18 protein-coding genes and 2 pseudogenes are annotated in these 17041 nt (G+C 71.5%); 2 read left to right on the plus strand and 18 right to left on the minus strand.

Going from position 1 to position 17041, the window contains the following annotated elements:
• Positions 1-45: 45 nt before the first annotated feature.
• From ACQ86M_RS13705 to ACQ86M_RS13720, 4 genes are all read right to left on the minus strand, one after another.
• Complete coding sequence (locus ACQ86M_RS13705; RefSeq protein ID WP_431245871.1) at positions 46-300, minus strand: alpha/beta fold hydrolase; 255 nt, start codon at positions 298-300, stop codon at positions 46-48.
• Between the two features lie 107 nt (positions 301-407).
• Positions 408-779: an alpha/beta fold hydrolase gene (locus tag ACQ86M_RS13710; RefSeq protein ID WP_431245872.1), complete on the minus strand. Its 372-nt coding sequence runs from the start codon at positions 777-779 to the stop codon at positions 408-410.
• A 106-nt stretch (positions 780-885) separates the two neighbouring features.
• Positions 886-1188, minus strand: coding sequence for a hypothetical protein (locus ACQ86M_RS13715; protein ID WP_431219215.1), 303 nt, complete (start codon positions 1186-1188; stop codon positions 886-888).
• 108 nt (positions 1189-1296) lie between these two features.
• Complete coding sequence (locus ACQ86M_RS13720; protein WP_431245873.1) at positions 1297-2127, minus strand: helix-turn-helix transcriptional regulator; 831 nt, start codon at positions 2125-2127, stop codon at positions 1297-1299.
• 157 nt (positions 2128-2284) lie between these two features.
• Between ACQ86M_RS13720 and ACQ86M_RS13725 the strand changes: the two genes are divergently transcribed.
• Positions 2285-3022, plus strand: coding sequence for an SDR family oxidoreductase (locus ACQ86M_RS13725; protein WP_431245874.1), 738 nt, complete (start codon positions 2285-2287; stop codon positions 3020-3022).
• Here the strand turns inward: ACQ86M_RS13725 and ACQ86M_RS13730 are convergent.
• Entirely contained in the window at positions 2997-3932 is a 936-nt protein-coding gene (locus ACQ86M_RS13730; RefSeq protein WP_431245875.1) for a cupin domain-containing protein, read from the minus strand. The genes ACQ86M_RS13725 and ACQ86M_RS13730 overlap by 26 nt on opposite strands.
• A 209-nt stretch (positions 3933-4141) precedes the next feature.
• Here ACQ86M_RS13730 and ACQ86M_RS13735 point away from each other — a divergent pair.
• Positions 4142-4828 (plus strand): annotated as a pseudogene (locus ACQ86M_RS13735) (NAD(P)H-binding protein); the annotation flags it as partial.
• An 18-nt stretch (positions 4829-4846) separates the two neighbouring features.
• Here ACQ86M_RS13735 and ACQ86M_RS13740 read toward each other — a convergent pair.
• From ACQ86M_RS13740 to ACQ86M_RS13800, 13 genes and pseudogenes are all read right to left on the minus strand, one after another.
• Positions 4847-6985, minus strand: coding sequence for a bifunctional polysaccharide deacetylase/glycosyltransferase family 2 protein (locus ACQ86M_RS13740; protein WP_431245876.1), 2139 nt, complete (start codon positions 6983-6985; stop codon positions 4847-4849).
• Positions 6982-7467, minus strand: coding sequence for a hypothetical protein (locus tag ACQ86M_RS13745; RefSeq protein ID WP_431219220.1), 486 nt, complete (start codon positions 7465-7467; stop codon positions 6982-6984). Before ACQ86M_RS13745 ends, ACQ86M_RS13740 begins: the two co-directional genes overlap by 4 nt.
• A gap of 216 nt (positions 7468-7683) precedes the next feature.
• The gene (locus ACQ86M_RS13750; RefSeq protein ID WP_431245877.1) at positions 7684-9645 is read right to left on the minus strand and encodes a hypothetical protein; all 1962 of its coding nucleotides are present in this window, start codon (positions 9643-9645) and stop codon (positions 7684-7686) included.
• Positions 9646-9660: 15 nt separating this feature from the next.
• Positions 9661-9972, minus strand: coding sequence for a putative quinol monooxygenase (locus ACQ86M_RS13755; protein WP_431245878.1), 312 nt, complete (start codon positions 9970-9972; stop codon positions 9661-9663).
• A gap of 170 nt (positions 9973-10142) precedes the next feature.
• On the minus strand, positions 10143-11108 hold the full coding sequence (locus tag ACQ86M_RS13760; RefSeq protein ID WP_431219223.1) for an NAD(P)/FAD-dependent oxidoreductase: 966 nt from the start codon (positions 11106-11108) through the stop codon (positions 10143-10145).
• 386 nt (positions 11109-11494) lie between these two features.
• Positions 11495-11806 (minus strand): annotated as a pseudogene (locus tag ACQ86M_RS13765) (cyclic nucleotide-binding domain-containing protein); the annotation flags it as partial.
• Complete coding sequence (locus ACQ86M_RS13770; protein ID WP_431219224.1) at positions 11806-12069, minus strand: UBP-type zinc finger domain-containing protein; 264 nt, start codon at positions 12067-12069, stop codon at positions 11806-11808. The pseudogene ACQ86M_RS13765 and the gene ACQ86M_RS13770, both read right to left, overlap by 1 nt.
• On the minus strand, positions 12056-12589 hold the full coding sequence (gene trxA / locus ACQ86M_RS13775) for a thioredoxin (protein WP_431245879.1): 534 nt from the start codon (positions 12587-12589) through the stop codon (positions 12056-12058). The genes ACQ86M_RS13770 and trxA overlap by 14 nt, the downstream gene beginning before the upstream one ends.
• Positions 12586-15237 (minus strand): ATP-dependent chaperone ClpB, encoded by a 2652-nt coding sequence (gene clpB, locus ACQ86M_RS13780; protein ID WP_431245880.1) that lies wholly within the window; start codon positions 15235-15237, stop codon positions 12586-12588. Before clpB ends, trxA begins: the two co-directional genes overlap by 4 nt.
• On the minus strand, positions 15228-15545 hold the full coding sequence (locus ACQ86M_RS13785; RefSeq protein WP_431245881.1) for a chaperone modulator CbpM: 318 nt from the start codon (positions 15543-15545) through the stop codon (positions 15228-15230). Before ACQ86M_RS13785 ends, clpB begins: the two co-directional genes overlap by 10 nt.
• Positions 15542-16075 carry a J domain-containing protein gene (locus tag ACQ86M_RS13790; RefSeq protein WP_431245882.1) on the minus strand — a complete coding sequence of 178 codons (534 nt, stop codon included), beginning with the start codon at positions 16073-16075 and terminating at the stop codon, positions 15542-15544. Before ACQ86M_RS13790 ends, ACQ86M_RS13785 begins: the two co-directional genes overlap by 4 nt.
• Positions 16048-16500: a DnaJ domain-containing protein gene (locus ACQ86M_RS13795; protein WP_431245883.1), complete on the minus strand. Its 453-nt coding sequence runs from the start codon at positions 16498-16500 to the stop codon at positions 16048-16050. Before ACQ86M_RS13795 ends, ACQ86M_RS13790 begins: the two co-directional genes overlap by 28 nt.
• A 4-nt stretch (positions 16501-16504) precedes the next feature.
• On the minus strand, positions 16505-17041 hold the full coding sequence (locus ACQ86M_RS13800) for a nucleotide exchange factor GrpE (RefSeq protein ID WP_431245884.1): 537 nt from the start codon (positions 17039-17041) through the stop codon (positions 16505-16507).

The raw sequence follows: 17041 nt of genomic DNA on the forward strand, positions 1-17041 counted from the left end.
CGCGCGGGGTGCGCGTGCGGCGCCCTCGGCGTCGGCGTCGGCGTCTCAGCCGGCGACCGCGTCGGCCGCCTCGCGGATCAGCGCGACGACCTGCGCCGCCTCCGGGATGCCGACCGTGTGCGATCCGCCCGCGACCTCGACGGTGTGCCGCGACCCCGCGCGTTCCGCCATGAAGCGGTGGCTCTCGGCGGGGATGTTCTTGTCCTCGGAGCCGAACAGGAACCACGAGGGGATGTCGCGCCACGCGGGTGCGCCCGACGCCTCGTTGAGCGCCGCCTCCCGGATCGGACGCTGCGTCACCGCCATGGCCGCCGTGACGTCGGCCGGCGAATCGGCGGCGAACTGGTCGTGGTACCGGCTCTGGACGATGTAGAGGTCGTTGCCCTGCGCGCCGAGATCGACCGCCGTCAGGGTGTCACCGAGGGTGCCGCCCTCGTACTTGCCCGCGAGCTGCCCCGCGCTCTCCCCTCGTCGGGCGCGAAGGCGCCGACGAAGACGAGCGCCTTGACCTGGTCCAGTCCCTTCGCCGCGTTCGTGATCACCGCGCCGCCGTAGGAGTGGCCGACGAGGATCAGGTCCCCACTGACGTCGCCCAGGAGCGTGCGGACGTAAGCGGCGTCGGACGCCACGCCGCGAAGCGGATTCGCGGCCGCGATCACGGGGAAGCCGTCGGCGAGGAGCCCCGCGATGACGCCGTTCCAGCTGGACGATTCGGCGAACGCCCCGTGGACCAGGACGACGGTCGGCCGACCGTTCGGCGACGGTTCTGTGATGCTCATCTGTGCTCTCCTCTGGGTCTCGTCTGCGCCATCGACGGGCGGAAACGGCGCCAGTCTGGCAGCACGGGCGGGCGTGCACCAGTGGCGGCCGGAGGACGTGCCGCGGTCAGTCCACCGCGTGGATGACGCTCGTGAGCCGCCAGTCGACCGTGCTGTGGTCGATCGTGGCGTGCACCGGGGATCCGCCCATCTCGCCGGTGATGCCGTCGGCGCCCCGCTCCGCATGCTCCAGGCTGTCGTAGGCCACGATGTCCACCACCATCCCGTCGTCGCGCACGGAGATGCGGCGCCAGAGGAAGCCCTCCTGCCGCCGCAGGTAGGCGTCGATGTCCTCGTTGGCCGCGACGAAGTCGGCCGGGGTCAGACCGGGGGCGGGGCGGAGGGTGGTGATCTCCAGGATCTCGGGCATGGTGTCTCGTCTCTCGAAGCGGTTCCGGGTACGTCCACAGTGGGGCCCTGGGCGGCCGCCGACAAGGCTCCGCCGGCCGGGGTGTACCGCACCCCCTTCGGCCGCTCGTCACTCCGGGCCGGCGGATGCCAGCCTGCGGAGGGCCGCCTCGCTGCTGCTCCCGGACGCCGGCGTGCCGATCAGCAGCTGCTGGCCCGGCGCATCCACGGTCTCGAAGGTCTGGTAGGTCAGCTCGATGCGACCGGCGACCGGATGCTGGAACACCTTGAAGGCGCGCGTCAGCTTGTTGACGCGGTTGCGCCGCCAGAGCTCCCAGAACTCCGGGGAGGCGCCGGCCATCTGCGAGAGCACGGTCCGGATCCGGGGATCGCCGGGGAACAGGCCGAGGTTCAGCCGGAGCGCGCCGACCGTGTTGGCGCGCAGCTCGTCGAGCCCAGGGAACACCTCGGCGGCCCGGGGATGCGTGAACAGCACCCGCACCATGTTGCGCTCGGTCCCGAAGGGCGCCAGCAGCTCAGCGGCGATGTCGTTGGTGGCCAGCACGTCGAAGGCCCGGCCCAGCACGTACGCGGCCGCTCCGCGCGATGTCGTGAGCACTTCGAGCAGAGCGGGATGCACCTCGTCGGACGGCTCCGGACGGGCGGCCTGCGGAGAGACGCCGGCCAGGCGGAACAGGTGCTCGCGCGCCTCGGGCGGGAGTCGGAGGGCACTGCCGATCGCGTCCAGCACCTGCGGCGACGGGTTCCGTTCGCGGCCCTGTTCGAGGCGCGCGTAGTAGTCGACGCTGACCCCGGCGAGCACCGCGACCTCCTCGCGGCGCAGCCCGGGCACCCGGCGACCCGACGTGCCTCCGCCGCCGAATCCCGCGGCGTCCGGCGTCGTGCTCGCGCGCGTCGCCCGGAGGAACGCGCCGAGCTGCGTCTCGTCGCGGTTCGCCACGGCTCCATGGTACGGGGCCGGAGGCACGACGAAGGCGGCTCCGGCGGCCGCGATGAGACAGGGTGTGCCGCACCCCGGCCACGGCTGCCTTCCACAGCCGCCCCGGCGGTGGTGGACTCGCTTCCCGACTCTGTTCACGCACCACCAGAAGGAAGACATGCTGCCCCCCGAGAAGAAGAAGATCGTGTTCATCACCGGCGCCAGCAGCGGGATCGGCGAGGCCACGGCCCGGCGCCTCGCCGCCGAGGGCCACCTGGTGATCGCGGGCGCCCGCCGCACCGACCGCCTCGACGCCCTCGCCGATGACGTCCGCCGCCGTGGCGGCGAGATCGAGGTGGCGACGCTCGACGTCACCGACTCCAGGAGCGTCCGCTCCGCCATCGACGCCGCGGTGCGGGCGCACGGCCGCATCGACGTGCTGGTCAACAACGCGGGCGTCATGGCGCTCTCGCCGCTGGCCGACCTCCGGGTGGACGAGTGGGAGCAGATGATCGACGTCAACCTGCGCGGCGTGCTCAACGGCATCGCGGCCGCCCTCCCGCACATGACCGAGCGTGGCCGCGGCCACATCGTCACCGTGTCGTCCGTCTCGGGCCGACGCGTCGATCCCACCGCCGCGGTCTACAGCGCGACCAAGTTCGCCGTCTCGGCGCTGTCGGAGGGTCTCCGCCAGGAGAGCCGGGATGTGCGCGTGACGGTGATCAGCCCGGGGCTCACCCGGAGCGAGCTCACCGAGCGCGGCGGAAGCGCCGAGGCCCAGGGCGCGGCGCGGGCAGCTGCCGAGGCGATCGCCATGCCCGCGTCGGCGGTCGCCGCCGCCATCGGATACGCCATCTCCCAGCCGGACGAGGTGGATGTGAACGAGATCGTCATCCGCCCGACGGTGCAGGGCTGACCGTCTCGGCGAAATCCTCGCCGCGGGCCCGCTGCCTCCAGCGACCGGGGGCGATCCCGTGGTACCGGCGGAAGGCCGTGGCGAAGGCGAACGGGTTGCTGTACCCGACCGCCGTCGCGATCTCGCCCAGCGTCGCGTCGGTGTGCCGCAGCGCCTCCTCCGCCCGCTCCATCCGGACGGCCGTGAGGTAAGCCGCGGGCGCGACGCCGACCTGGCGGCTGAACCGGCCCGCGAACCCGGAGCGCGACATCCGTGCGACCCTGGCCAGCTCGGGCAGGGTCCATGGATCCGCCGGCCGGGCATGGATCGCCTCGAGCACGCGGCGCAGGTCCGGGTCCGCGAGCGCGGTGAACCATCCCGGCGCGGTCTCGGCCGAGTGCAGCCACCAGGCGCGCAGCGCGTACACGAGATTGGTGTCGAGCAACCGGTCGAGGAGGGCCTGCTGGCCGGGCGTCTCCCGCGCGGCCTCGTCGGCGAGCAGCTGGATCGCCAGCCGGTGCGTCGGCTCCTGCCAGGCCGGCGGGATCACCACCGGTCGCGGAAGCTCGGACAGCACCGCGGCGGCGACGCTCCCTTCGAGCGTGTAGGCGCCGCAGAGCACGGTCGCCGAGGGTCCGGCCTCGGTGACGGTGCCCGCGACCCGGGCGTCGTGGATGGCCTCGCGCCGCGCCGCGGGCTCGCTCACGATCGCGTACTCCGTGCCCGACGTCATCAGGAGGACGGCGCGCTGCTCGAGTTCGACCGGCTTCTCGCCTTCCTGCTCGAGCCAGGCCCGCCCGTCCAGCAGGATGTGCGCCGTGAGCACCCGGGAGCCGCCGAACAGCAGACCCCACGGTTCGACGCGCCTCAGGACCGAGAAGACCGCACCTCGGGCCCGGGCGCGTTCGAGCACATCGCCGAGCACGTCCATCCATCCAGATTAGACGATCACGTATCGATCGGGGCAGAATGGACATTTCCCGTCCACCGCGCCGCAACTAGCATCATCGGCATGTCAACACTCCTCCTCCTCGGCGGCACCGGAAAAACCGGCCGCCGCCTCGCCGAACGACTCGAAGCGCAGGGCCACACCGTCCGCGCCGTCGGCCGCAGCACCACCCCCGATTCGACTGGCGCGACGAGAGCACCTGGGCGCCCGCGCTGCAGGATGTGGACGGCGTCTTCATCGTCGGCCCCGGCTCCGCGTCCGACTGGAGCCCGCTCCTCGAACGCTTCCTGGCGACCGCGGCCGAGTTGCACGTCGGGCGCGCGGTGCTCCTCTCGGCCCGTGGCGTCGAGTTCCTCCCGGACGGGGCCGTTGCGCGCGCCGAGGCGGCCCTCAGCCGCGGCCCGCTCGAGTGGACCATCCTCCGGCCAAGCCACTTCGCCCAGAACTTCACCGAGGCGATGTTCGTGCCTGACGACGACGGCGCCTTCTACGCGCCCGTGGGCGACGGCCGGGAGCCGTTCATCGACGTGGACGACATCGCCGACGTCGCCGCGGCCGCGCTGACCGGCGACGACTTCGGCGGGCGCATCCTCGAGCTCTCCGGCCCGCACGCCATCGACTTCGACGAGGCGGCGCGCATCCTCACCGAGGTGTCCGGACGGACCACCCGCTACGTCTCCGAACTGGACACCGTCCACATCGAGCGACTGCGCAGCCAAGGACTGCCCGACGGCTACATCGAGTGGCGGATGGCGATGCTCCGCGGGATCGCCTCCGGCTCCGACGCCTACCTCAGCTCCGACGTCGAAGCGGTGCTCGGGCGCCCGGCGACGGCCTTCGAGGACTGGGCGCGGCGGGAGGTGCGCGCCGGAGCCTGACGTAGCCGGAAGCGGTGTTCAGCCCTGGTCGGGCTGGGCGCGCACGGCGAGCGAGCCGTACCGCTCCATCCGGTGCCAGCGCAGCCGGGTGCCCGCGACGGCCGTGAACACGGACTGGATCACCACTAGGTACATCAGCTGGCGGTAGACCACCTGCTGCAGGGGCAGCGTCCACAACGGCTTCAGGCGCTCACGGTCGATCCGGAACGCGTACCAGGCCATCCCGAACTGCACCGCCAGGAACGCGAGCCAGAGGGCGGCGATGCGCACCGGATCCAGGAAGATCAGCCCGTACACCGCGAAGAGGTCCACCACCGGGGCGAACAGCGGGAGGAGCACCTGGAGCACCAGGAGGTAGGTCAGGCCGCGACGGCCCAGCTTGCCCGCCTGACCGCCCTGGACGAGCGCGCCGCGGTGCTTCCACATGGCCTGGATGGTCCCGTAGCACCAGCGGTACCGCTGCTTCCAGAGCGCGCCGAGCGACGCCGGGGCCTCCGTCCACGCACGCGCGCCGTCCTCGTAGACCACGCGCCAGCCGTCGCGGCACAGGGCCATCGTGAGGTCGGTGTCCTCGGCGAGGGTGTCGTCGCTCACCCCTCCGATCCGTTCGAGCGCCGAACGGCGGAACGCGCCGATCGCGCCCGGCACGGTCGGCATGCACTCGGCCACGTCGAAGAGACGGCGGTCGAGGTTGAACCCGACGACGTACTCGATGTGCTGCCAGGAGCCGAGGATCCCCTGCCGGTTCACGATCTTGGTGTTGCCGGAGACGGCGCCGACGGAGGGATCGCTCAGCGGCTGGATCAGCGCATGCACGGTTCCGGGCTCGAAGACCGTGTCGCCGTCCACCATGACCACGATGTCGTTCTGCGCCGCCCGAAGGCCCGCGTTGAGCGCCGACGGCTTGCCGCCGTTGCGCTGGCGGATGAGACGGACCGGCAGACCGAGCCCCGCCACGATGTCCGCGGTGCCGTCGGTCGAGCCGTCGTCCACCACGATCACCTCGACGGGATGCGTGGAGGCGACGAGCGACCGGACGGCCGCCTCGATCCCCGCCGCCTCGTTGTACGCCGGGACGATGACGGTCACCGGCTCCGTGGCCTCCGGCCGGGCGGGCGCCTCGGGACGATGACGCCCGCGTGTGCTCCGGCGGTGCCGCACCGCGGTCGCCATCACGAGCACGACGCGGACGAGCATGACCAGGCCGCTCACGACGAGCGCGATCGTGATGGCGTCGACGACGGCGCCGCTCATCCGGATGCCCCACACCGTCATGGCGGCCGCCACGCGCTCGGGCGCCGAGGCGTTCTGCATCGTCGGTCCCAGGCCGACCGCCCGGCCGACTGTTGTGACCGTGTAGCCCTCGGCGTCCAGCCGGGAGAGCGCGCTGTCGAGCGCCCGCACGGTCTGGCTGCGGTCCCCGCCGCCGTCGTGGAGCAGCACCACCTGGCCGGAGCCGTCGGTCGGCTCGATCGCCCGCTCGATGGCGGGTGCTCCCGGACGTCGCCAATCCTCGCCGTCCCGGGTCGACAGCACGGTCAGGTAGCCGTCCGCGCCGACGGAGCGGATCGCGGTCCACATCCCGTCGGTGACCGCGTCGTTCTCGGAGCTGTACGGCGGCCGGAGCAGCGACGTGGTCTGCCCGGTCGCGTCGACGATCGCCTGCTGAGCGGTCTGGACCTCCAGCCGGCGCCGCCACTCCGGCACCGTGCTCAGGTCGACGTGCGTGAGGGTGTGCACGCCGACCTCGTTGCCGCCCGCCACGACCTGGCGGACGAGGTCCGGATGGGCGATCGCCTCCGTCCCGACCATGAAGAAGGTGGCGTGGGCGTGATGGCGGCGGAGGAGCTGGAGGATCTCGGGCGTCCAGCGCGGGTCCGGGCCGTCGTCGAACGTCAGCGCGATCGTGCGGGGTCGTGGGCCTGCCGTCCGCGGCGTCTCGCCACGGGAATCGATGACCGGGCCGCCGGACGCGACCGCCGACGGCACGCGCCCCGCGGATCCGGACGCCGTCACCGCGTCATCCCCGATGCCGGCGAGGTGCTGCGTGTACCCCTGGACCAGCAGCGACACGGACACCGCGATCAGGATGGCGGCGAGCACGACCCAGTGCGCACGCAGCGGCCCGCGGGCCCCGCGGGGAGCGGCGCGCCTCACGGGCGGGTGGGTCTCTTGCTCTGCCCCGGTGCGGTCGCGCTCTTGCCGGGCGGGGTGGATGCGGGCGACGGCGACGCGGTGGGCGACGGCCGTGAGGACGGCGGTGTGGTCGCAGCGTGCCCGGGAGCGGATGTGGCGGCCGGCTGCGGGGCGGGCGCCGGCGCGACGGCGACCACCGGCTGCTCGGGTGCGCTCGTGGCGACCGGGTCCGAGGCAGGCGACGGCGTCGCCACGGGAGTGGACGGGGCGGCGCCGGGGCCACTCGCGCTGGCGGGCGGTTCCGGCATCGGGAGCAGCGGGATGCCGATCCGCGGGCCCCCGAGGAACGCGCTCACGACCAGTGCGACGTAGAGCGCGACCAGCCCCAACACCACCGCACCCAGGATGCGGACCCGGCGGAAGCGACGCCCCGATGCATCGACGAACACGGGCACGCCTGCCGCGTCGGGCACGCCGGAGCGCGCGAGTTCGTCATCCACCACGCAGAGATTCTACGAGAACGTCCCCTTTCCGGGGGACGCCGCCCACCGCTCGGGTCTGAGACATCGTTCAGAGCCTCCCATCGGATGCTGCGAAAGCCGGTGGGGGTTCAGTGAATGATGTAAGAGTCACGCTCGGCATCGGGCCTGCTTGATGAGCCGGTCGAGTTTGGATACGGAAGCCGCTCTCGTCAACCGTCGGATGCGGATGACCCGGTCTCACCGGGGTGCGGCGTCCCATCGGTCGAGCTCGGCCTCCAGTCCTTCCCGCAGTGAGTCCTCACCCTCGTCTGTGCCCGGGTCTGCGCGGGGTTCTGCGCCGGGAATCAGGCGCAGAAGGCGCTCGTAGTGGGAGGCCGTCTCCTGGTCGGTCGCCGTCGGCAGGCGTCCTGACGAGCTGGCGAGCGCGGTCACCTGCGCGCGGTCGATGAAGCCCGGAAGCGCCGAGGACTCCACGGTGCCGGAGTTCGAACCGTTCGTCTCCCACCGGTCCCACCGGCTGAACGGGGTCCCGCCCTCCACGACGTCGCGTGCCGCGCAGATGTCGCGCCAGGATCCATCCGAGGTCAGCGTCGCCGCCAGACCCGCGTCGGCGGTGTAGCGCTCATCGTCGGTGTCGGAGAGGTAGCGGAGCCACCCCGAGAGGACCAGAAGACCGGCGCGGACTTCGGCGCGGGCCGATCCATCCGGCTGCCGTTCGAAGAGGCGCCGGAGCTCTTCCGCGGCGATCTTCGCGAGGTCCGGCCGGTTCGCGTCGAGAGCGAGCTTGACCAGCTCGACCATCGCCCACGTGCCGCGCGAGCGGAAGACTTGCGGGTCTGCCGCCGACGCGTCGCGGTACACCGCGAGATCGCGTACGCACCCGATGATGCGGACGAGCAGCGCATCGAACTCGGGACCCCCATGCATCAGGATGTCGGACCACTGCCGTGTGAAGCTCCGCAGGCATTCGTCGACATACTCCCCGGAGCCGGTCGCCGCTGCCTCGACGGCTCGGGCGGTCGTCGCTGTGATGAAGACGTGCGCCACTTGCGGGGACAACAGGACGTCCCGCTCCACTTCGACGATGCTCTCCAGGAGTCCGCTCCCCCGCGCGAGTGACGCCCCCCGGGACGCACCTGATCGGTCGAGCTCCGCCATCCAGACCTCGCGCACGATCTGGCCGAGCAATTCCAGCGCCCGCTCCGCCGTCGCCAGAGCGCCCGACCGGAGGTTGCTGCCGATCGCATCCTGCAGGGTGGCTATCTCGTGCTGGGTCTCCTCGTAGGCGGTGACCGCCTCCGGCGCCTCCAGCTCGATGCTCGACTGCAGAAGCTGGACCATCCGTCCGGCGGTCCCGTCGTGGAGCCGGGTCGGCGTCACGATCCGGAACGCCGTGGCACCGAGCAGGGTGCGGTCCCCCGGGTGGACATCCAGCAGGACCTGCGGCGCGACCTCGTACGGGGACGGTGTGGGAGCCGCGGAAGCGGATTCCGGACCGAGCGATGCGATCGCCTCCCGGACGCCCGCGGCCTTGATGGCCCGAATGACGCGCCCAGCCTGCGGCACCGGCACGTGCAACGTCGACACCGAGCGGGTGGAGGTGCGCGCCGTGTCCGTGGTCAGGATCTCCTCCAGCCCGCGGCTCGCGTCCGCGTACCGGCGCGCCATTTGGCCGAACCGGTCCGACAGGGTCTCGACGAGCGAGGTCCGCACCACTTCGTCCAGCCGGGACGGATGCCCGAAGAGGTGCGTGAGCCTCGATGTCGAGACCAGCAGCAGCACCGCGGTGGCGACGAACCAGGCGAACGCGATCACCACACCGGTCGCGCTCGGCAGCCAGATGGACTCGATGGCCATGACCGCGTTCGCGGCGAGCCCCACGGTCACGAACCAGCTGGCGCCGATGTACGCCAGGATGCGCTTCCGGGACGTCCCGATGGCGAGGGGAGCCTCTGCGAACAGTTGTGCCGCGATCGTCAGCCCGGCGAAGCCGACCGACAGGAACGTCGTCTGGACCTGCCAGAGCGCTGCGTCGGAGCCCTGCGTCGGGGACAGGAAGCGGCGCACCCAGGCGGGGTCGCCGGCAGCGTGGAAGACGACCAGGAGCACGAGGCTGACCAGCAGCGCGCACGTGACGATGGTGAGCTCCCGCCGCCACGGGGCCGCTGAGCTCCCGGAGGTTGCGCGTTCGTCGGCCATGACGCGGCGACCGCGTCAGTCGCGTTGTTCGTGTTTGACCGCGAGGAGGTCGACCGTGCGGAGATCGGGGTCCTTCGCGAGGAGGGCCGGACCCTGCTCGCCCAGTGCCCGTGGGATCGCGCCTCCCAGGTGTGCCTTGCGCGCATCCTCGTCGGGGAACGTGTCGAAGATCCCGAAATGCGTTTCGTCGATCTGGAAGGCGTACCAGGTGCGCGTCCCCGGCTCCGAGTCGACCACGGCTTTGCCGCCGATGAGGAAATCCTTGACTTCCGCTGCCTTGTCCGGTTTGGCTTCGAGCAGTGCCAGTACGCCGAGCGTGAGTTCCATGTGAGTCTCCTTCGCCGTCACGACGCCTCACTGCTCCCCAGAGGTGTCACGGGGGACGTTACCCCTGGACTGGCGGGTATTCCATCGCCTGCGCTGCCTCGTCGAGTGCTGTCGCCAGGTAGGGGGCCGATGCGCTCGTGGTCGGGGATGGCGCGAGCGGCTGCGAGGATTCAGTGGCGGGAGCCTCCGGTTGCGAGGTGGTCGTGCACCATCTTCACGACGCTCGCCCCTTCTCCCACCGCCGCGGACATCCGTTTGACCGATCCGCTGCGCACGTCGCCGATGGCGAAGACGCCCGGCACCGAGGTCTCGAAGGGCTGGGCTCGCGAGCCGGTCTCGCCCGGGCGCGACCCGGTGAGGAGGAAACCACGCTCGTCGCGCTCGATGTCGTGGCCGAGCCATGCCGTCGCCGGGACCGCCCCGATGAAGACGAACAGGTGGGCGGTGCCGACCTCCTCGCGGCGGCCGGAGGGGCGGTGCTCGACCGTGACCGATTCGAGGCGGTCGCCTCCCGACGCCTCCACGATTTCGGACCGCGTGTGGACGGCGATCCGCGGGTGGCCCTCGACCTGCACGACCAGATACCGAGACATGTCGCGGCCGAGGTCGGCACCGCGCACGACGAGGTGGACGCAGGATGCGGTTCCCGCGAGGAACACGGCCGCCTGCCCGGCCGAGTTGCCGCCGCCGACCACCACGACCGGATCGGTTCCGCACTCGCGCGCCTCGTTGACCGTCGCCGCGTAGTAGACGCTGGTGTACTCGAACCGATCGAGGTTCTTCACCTCCAGGCGGCGGTACTCCATCCCGGATGCGACGACAACGGCTCCCGGAGTGACGGTCGTCCCGTCGGAGAACCGGACCGTGAGCGCGCCGCCCGCGACATCGAGGCTGGCGGCGTCCGCGGGGGCGACGACGGATGCTCCGAACTTGACCGCTTGCAGACGGGCCCGCTCGGCGAGTTCAGCGCCCGAGATCCCCGCCGGGAATCCGAGGTAGTTCTCGATCCGGGCGGAGCGTGCGGCCTGCCCCCGGTGGCCACGGCGTCGGAGAGGACGACCGACAACCCGTCCGAGGCTGCGTACACCGTGGCCGCGAGTCCCGCCGGGCCGGCGCCCACCACCAGCAGATCGCACGTGGGCTCGGGCAGCCCGCGCCCGATGCCGAGCAGCTCCGAGAGCTTCGCGGTGGACGGATTGCGGAGGATGCGCGAGCCTCCGACGATGACGACCGGGAGGTCGGTGACGTGCAGGCGCAGCCGCCGGACGATGACCTCGGCCGCGTGATCGCCGTCGAGGTCGAGCAGGCGGTGCGGTATCCGGTTGCGGGCGGCGAAGTCGAGCAACCGGCGGGTGTCCGGCGAGAAGCGCGAACCCACGATGCGGAGCCCGGCGCCGGCGCCGATCGCCAGCGACCTCCGGATGAGATACGCGCGCAGGATGAGGTCACCGATCGTCGGGTCGCTGGTCACGATCCGCTCCAACGCCGGTATCGGCACGGCGAGCACCCTGCCTGCTTCGAGAGCGGTCACCGTGGCGAACGAGGGCTGCCCTTCCAGGAGGCCGATGTCGCCGACGAAGCGGCCCGGTCCGTGCACCTCAGCCTGTGCTCCGCGGCCATCCTCACCGCCGTCGTCGACCCGGAGGCGACCGTGGAGCACCGCGAAGAACGACCCGAGCGGCTCCCCCGCGCGCGCCAGCACCTGCCCCGCTGCGACGGGCTCGGTGGTGCCGTGCTCGCTCAGCGCCTGCAGCTGCGGCGGTGTCAGCCGGGGGTACGCCCCGAACACATCCGGGGTCTCGGCAGGTGGCTGCTCGGGGGCCGGGGAGGCCATCACACGTAGTCCTCGTCCACGTAGCACCACCGCCAGCTCTCGCCGGGCTCATGCGACTGGACGATGGGATGCCCGTCATGGAGCGCATGCGCCCGCGCGTGCCGCATCGGCGAGGCGTCGCAGCAGCCCACCTTGCCGCACGTCAGGCACAGCCGCAGGTGCACCCACGGCGTGCCGAGCCTCAGGCAGTCCTCGCACGCTCCCGGCGTGCGCGGGATGACCGGACGGATGTAGACGATATGGGGATCCCTACGCTGGCTCACGGAGCACCCCTCCTTCCTCGCCGTCGCCGGCGCTCTCTCCCGGCCGCGGGTGCTCCGCCCACCGCTGCTCCGCCCGCTTCCGCTGGCGCTGCGCCATCGTGTCGTCGAACCAGCGGCGCAGGACGGCCACGGGCGCCGCGCCGGCCTGCCGGGCGATGACCTCCCCGTGGTCCAGGATCATCAGGGTCGGCACCGCCTTAACCGAGAAGCGCGAGGACAGCCGGGGCGCCCGGTCCACATCCACTTTGACCAGCTTCACCTCTCCCGCCCGCTCGGTGGCCAGCTCCTCCAGGACCGGACTGACCATCCGGCACGGGCCGCACCAGGCCGCCCACATGTCGACGATCACGGGGAGGTCCGCGTTGACGGCGATGTCCTGGAAGGTGTCGTCGAGGGCGTCGACGATCCACGGGAGCGGCTTGTGGCAGTTCCCGCAGCGGGGGTGTCCGCTCTCGGCCGCGGGGACGCGGTTCTTGCGCCCGCAGTTCGGGCACCGGATGACTCTGGTCGCGGCGTTCATACCGGTGCCTCCGCTTCGGCATCCGACTCCGCCCGGGCATCGACGACGTCGACGACGATGTCGCCGTCCCGCACATCGATGCGCACCGTCGAGCCGTCCTGGACCGACCCCGAGAGCAGTGCCCTGCCCAAGCGGGTCTCGATGTCGTGCGAGATGTAGCGGCGCAGCGGCCGCGCACCGTAGAGCGGGTCGTAGCCCCGTTCCGCGATGAGGCGCCGCGCCTCCGGCGTGACCTCGAGCCGGATCTGGCGTTCCGCCAGGCGGCGCGTCAGGTCGCCCATCAAGAGGTCGACGATCGACTCGATCTGCGTGAGGCCGAGCGGGGCGAACACGATGATGTCGTCGACCCGGTTGAGGAACTCCGGACGGAAGCGGCCGCGCAGCTCGGCGAGCACCAGGTCCTTCACATCCTCGGGGATCGCTCCGTCGCTGTCCCGGGACCCGGTGAGCAGATGCTCCGCCCCGATATTGGACGTCATGATCACGATGGTGTTGCGAAAGTCGACGGTGCGGCCCTGGCTGTCGGTGATCCGCCCGTCGTCGAGCACCTGCAGCAGCGTGTTGAACACGTCCGGATGCGCCTTCTCGATCTCATCGAAGAGGACGACGCAGTACGGCCGGCGACGCACCGCTTCGGTCAGCTGCCCGCCCTCGTCGTACCCGACATATCCGGGTGGGGCTCCGACCAGCCTGCTGACGGTGTGGCGCTCCTGGTACTCGCTCATGTCCAGCCGGATCATCGCGGACTCGCTGTCGAACAGCGCGCTCGCCAGGGCCTTCGCGAGCTCCGTCTTGCCGACACCCGTCGGTCCCAGGAAGATGAACGAGCCGATCGGCCGCCGAGCGTCGCGGATTCCCGAGCGCGCCCGGATGATCGCGTCGGTGACGAGCCGCACCGCTTCCTCCTGGCCGACGACGCGTTCGTGCAGGATCTCGTCGAGTTTCAGCACCTTCGCGCGCTCGCCCTCCTGCAGCCGCGCGACGGGGATTCCCGTCCAGGCCGCCACGATCTCGGCGATCTCCTCCTCGGTGACGACCTCGCGCAGGAGCCTCTGCCGTCCCTGCTTCTCCTGCAGGCGCTGCTCCTCGGCGGCGAGCTGCCGCTCGAGTTCGGCGAGCCTGCCGTAGCGCAGCTCGGCCGCCTTGTTGAGGTCGTACCGGCGCTCGGCGTCCTCGGCCTCGCGGCGCACCTGCTCGAGCTCGCTCCTGAGCTGCTGCACCTTGCGGATGGCCTGACGTTCCGCCTCCCACTGGGCACGCTTCGCGTTCGCCTCCGCCCGCAGGTCGGTGAGTTCACGCCGCAGCTCCTCGAGACGGACACGGCTCGGCTGGTCCGTCTCCTTCTCCAGCGCCGCCTCCTCGATCTCGAGACGCGTCACCCGCCGGGTCAGCTCGTCGAGGTCCGCGGGCATCGAGTCGATCTCGGTGCGCAGCCGCGCGCAGGCCTCGTCGACGAGGTCGATGGCCTTGTCCGGCAGGAATCGGTCGGTGATGTAGCGGTGCGACAGGGTCGCGGCGGCCACGAGCGCATTGTCCTGGATGCGCACCCCGTGGAAGACCTCGAGCCGCTCGCGCAGCCCGCGGAGGATCGAGATGGCGTCCTCGACGCTGGGCTCATCCACCAGCACGGTCTGGAACCGCCGTTCGAGCGCTGCGTCCTTCTCGATGTGCTGCCGGTACTCGTCCAGCGTGGTCGCGCCGATCAGGTGCAGCTCTCCGCGGGCGAGCATGGGCTTGAGCATGTTGCCAGCATCCATCGCTCCCTCGGTGGCCCCCGCGCCGACCAGGGTGTGGAGTTCGTCGATGAACAAGAGGATGCGCCCCTCGGCGGCCACGACCTCGGCAAGCACCGCCTTCATCCGCTCCTCGAACTCGCCGCGGTACTTCGCGCCCGCGACGAGAGCCGCCAGATCGAGCTGGAAGACCGTCTTGTCGCGGAGCCCTTCCGGAACGTCGGTGTTGACGATCCGCTGGGCCAGCCCCTCCACGATCGCCGTCTTGCCGACACCGGGCTCGCCGATCAGCACTGGGTTGTTCTTCGTCTTGCGGGACAGGATCTGGATGACGCGGCGGATCTCGGTGTCGCGGCCGATGACCGGGTCCAGCCGACCCGCGCGGGCGTCGGCCACCAGGTCGCGGCCGTACTTCTCCAGTGCCTCGTAGGTCTGCTCCGGGGTCGCCGAGTTCACGTGCTGGTTGCCGCGAACGGTCGTCAGCGCCTGGAGGAAGGCCTCCCGCGTCACACCATTGGCCTGCAGGACACGCGCGGCCGGGCCGCCGCTGGGGTCGTCGGCCAGCGCGAGGAGCAGGTGCTCGACGGACACATACGAGTCCTTGAGGCGCGTGGCCTCCCGCTCGGCGCGGTCGAGGGTGGCCGACAGCGTGCGGGAGAGGTACACCTGTCCGGGCGTCGCCCCGGCACCTGTCGTCCGGGGTTTCCGCTCGATCGCCTGCTGCACCTCGGTGAGAAGGAGGGCCACGTCGACGTCGGCCGCTTCGAGCAGCCGAGGGATCAGGCCGCCCTCCTGCGTGAGCAGGGCGAGCAGGAGGTGCTCGTTCTCCGTCTCCGTGTGCCCGTTCCTGGTCGCGATGCTCTGCGCCTCCTGCAACGCCTCCTGAGACTTCTGGGTCAGCTTGTTCATCTCCATGGCGGCGTCTCCCTTCCTGGACGGATGACCGTTCGCTGCGCCTCGAGCGCGTCGATCCGCGCGAGCAGGTCGATGACGAGCGCGATGCCCGCGTAATTCAGTGCCAGGTCGGCGTGCAGGCGCACGATCCGCCGCACCTGTTCGGGCGCGTCCGGCGCGAACCAGAGCCGACCCGACGCATCGACGGCGGCGGCGATGAGCCCGAGCTCGACGAACCGCCGGACCAACTCGGGATGCACGCGCGCCCCGACCGCGACCATCCCGATGTCGAGGCGAGGCGGGATCACCGGGAGCAGAGGAGAACTCATGACGACGACCTCGGATCGAAGGTGGATTCGCGCTGCAGCTGCTCGAACAGCTCGCGTTCACGGCTGGTGGGGTGCGGGGGGACCATGATCTTCACCTTCGCGAACAGGTCGCCGGGCTTCCCTCCCGGCTGCGGCATCCCCTGGCCCTTCAACCGCAGCCGCCGCCCGCTCGACGAGCCCGGAGGGACGCGCACGGTGATGGGGCCGCCGGGAGCGCGCGTCGAGACGCTTGCGCCGAGCGCGGCCTCCCACGGCGCGACCAGCAGGTCCATCTCGATGTTCTTGCCGTCGAGACGGAGCCGCCGGTCCGGCTTGACGCGGAGCGTGATCACGAGGTCGCCGGACCCGGCGTCCTGCCGCCCGGGCTGCCCGCCGCCGGAGACGCGGATGCGCTGCCCGTCGAGGGCGCCGGGCGGGATCTGTAGCTCGAACGTCTGACGGTCGCCGTCGGGGCCGGCGAGGACGACCGTCCGAGGGCCGCCGCGGAAGGCCTCCTCGACCGTCAGCTCCAGTTCGGCCTCGGAGTCCATCCCGCGCCTCGAACCGAAGACGTCGCCGAAGAGGTCGTCCCAGTCGACCGACGCACCCCCGGGCCCGCTCCGGCCTGCGCGCTCGACCAGCTGAACCCCGACGGTCCCGGCCGGGCGCGGGTGCGCCCGGCTCCGCGCGCGCTGCCGCCGGCACCGCCGGCACCGCCGGCGCCCTGCGAGGCGTACTCGCGCTCTGCGTCCGCGTAGCGGCGGAACTCCGGTCCGAACCGGTCGTACTGGGCACGTGACTCCGGTTCGGCGAGCACGTGGTACGCCTCGCTGATCTTCTTGAACGTGTCCTCGGCGCCCGCCTGCTTGTTCACATCCGGGTGATACTTCCGCGCGAGCGCACGGTAGGCACGCTGGATCTCCTTGGAGTCCGCGGATCGTGAGACCCCGAGCAGCTGGTAGAAGTCGTCCGCCACGAGGTCACTCCCGCGCCGACGTGACGACGACGCTCGCGGGTCGCAGCAGCTGTTCCGGGGTGCCGAAGCCGAGCCGGGCGACCGCGACCACCGTCTGCGGAGGCACGTTCTCCTGCTCGATCACCGACACGGCCTCGTGGATCCGTGGGTCGAACGGGACGCCGACCTGGTCGATGCGGGGATACCCCAGGCGTTCGAGGGCGACCACCGCCTGTTCCCGGATCGACTCGATGCCTTCGGTCAGCGGATCCTTCACCTGCCTGGCGTAGGCGAGCGCGTCCGTGAGGCCGTCCACGACGGCGAGGAAGACGGACGCCGCACGCGCTCGCTCCGTGTCGCGCACCAGGGCGAGCTCGCGGGTGGTCCGCTTTCGCGCGTTGTCGAGATCCGCTGCGGCGCGGCGCCAGCGATCCTCCAGCTCGGCGAGACGAGCGTCCCGTTCGTCCGGAGGGGCCGCAGGCGGCTCAGCCGTCGCGTCGGCGGGGGCGCCGACGTCCGGCTCCTCCGCGTCCGCAGCCCTGCGCGTGTCCGAGGTGTCCAT

The sequence above is a fragment of the Leifsonia xyli subsp. cynodontis genome (assembly GCF_050632205.1).
GTDB lineage: Bacteria > Actinomycetota > Actinomycetes > Actinomycetales > Microbacteriaceae > Leifsonia > Leifsonia xyli_D.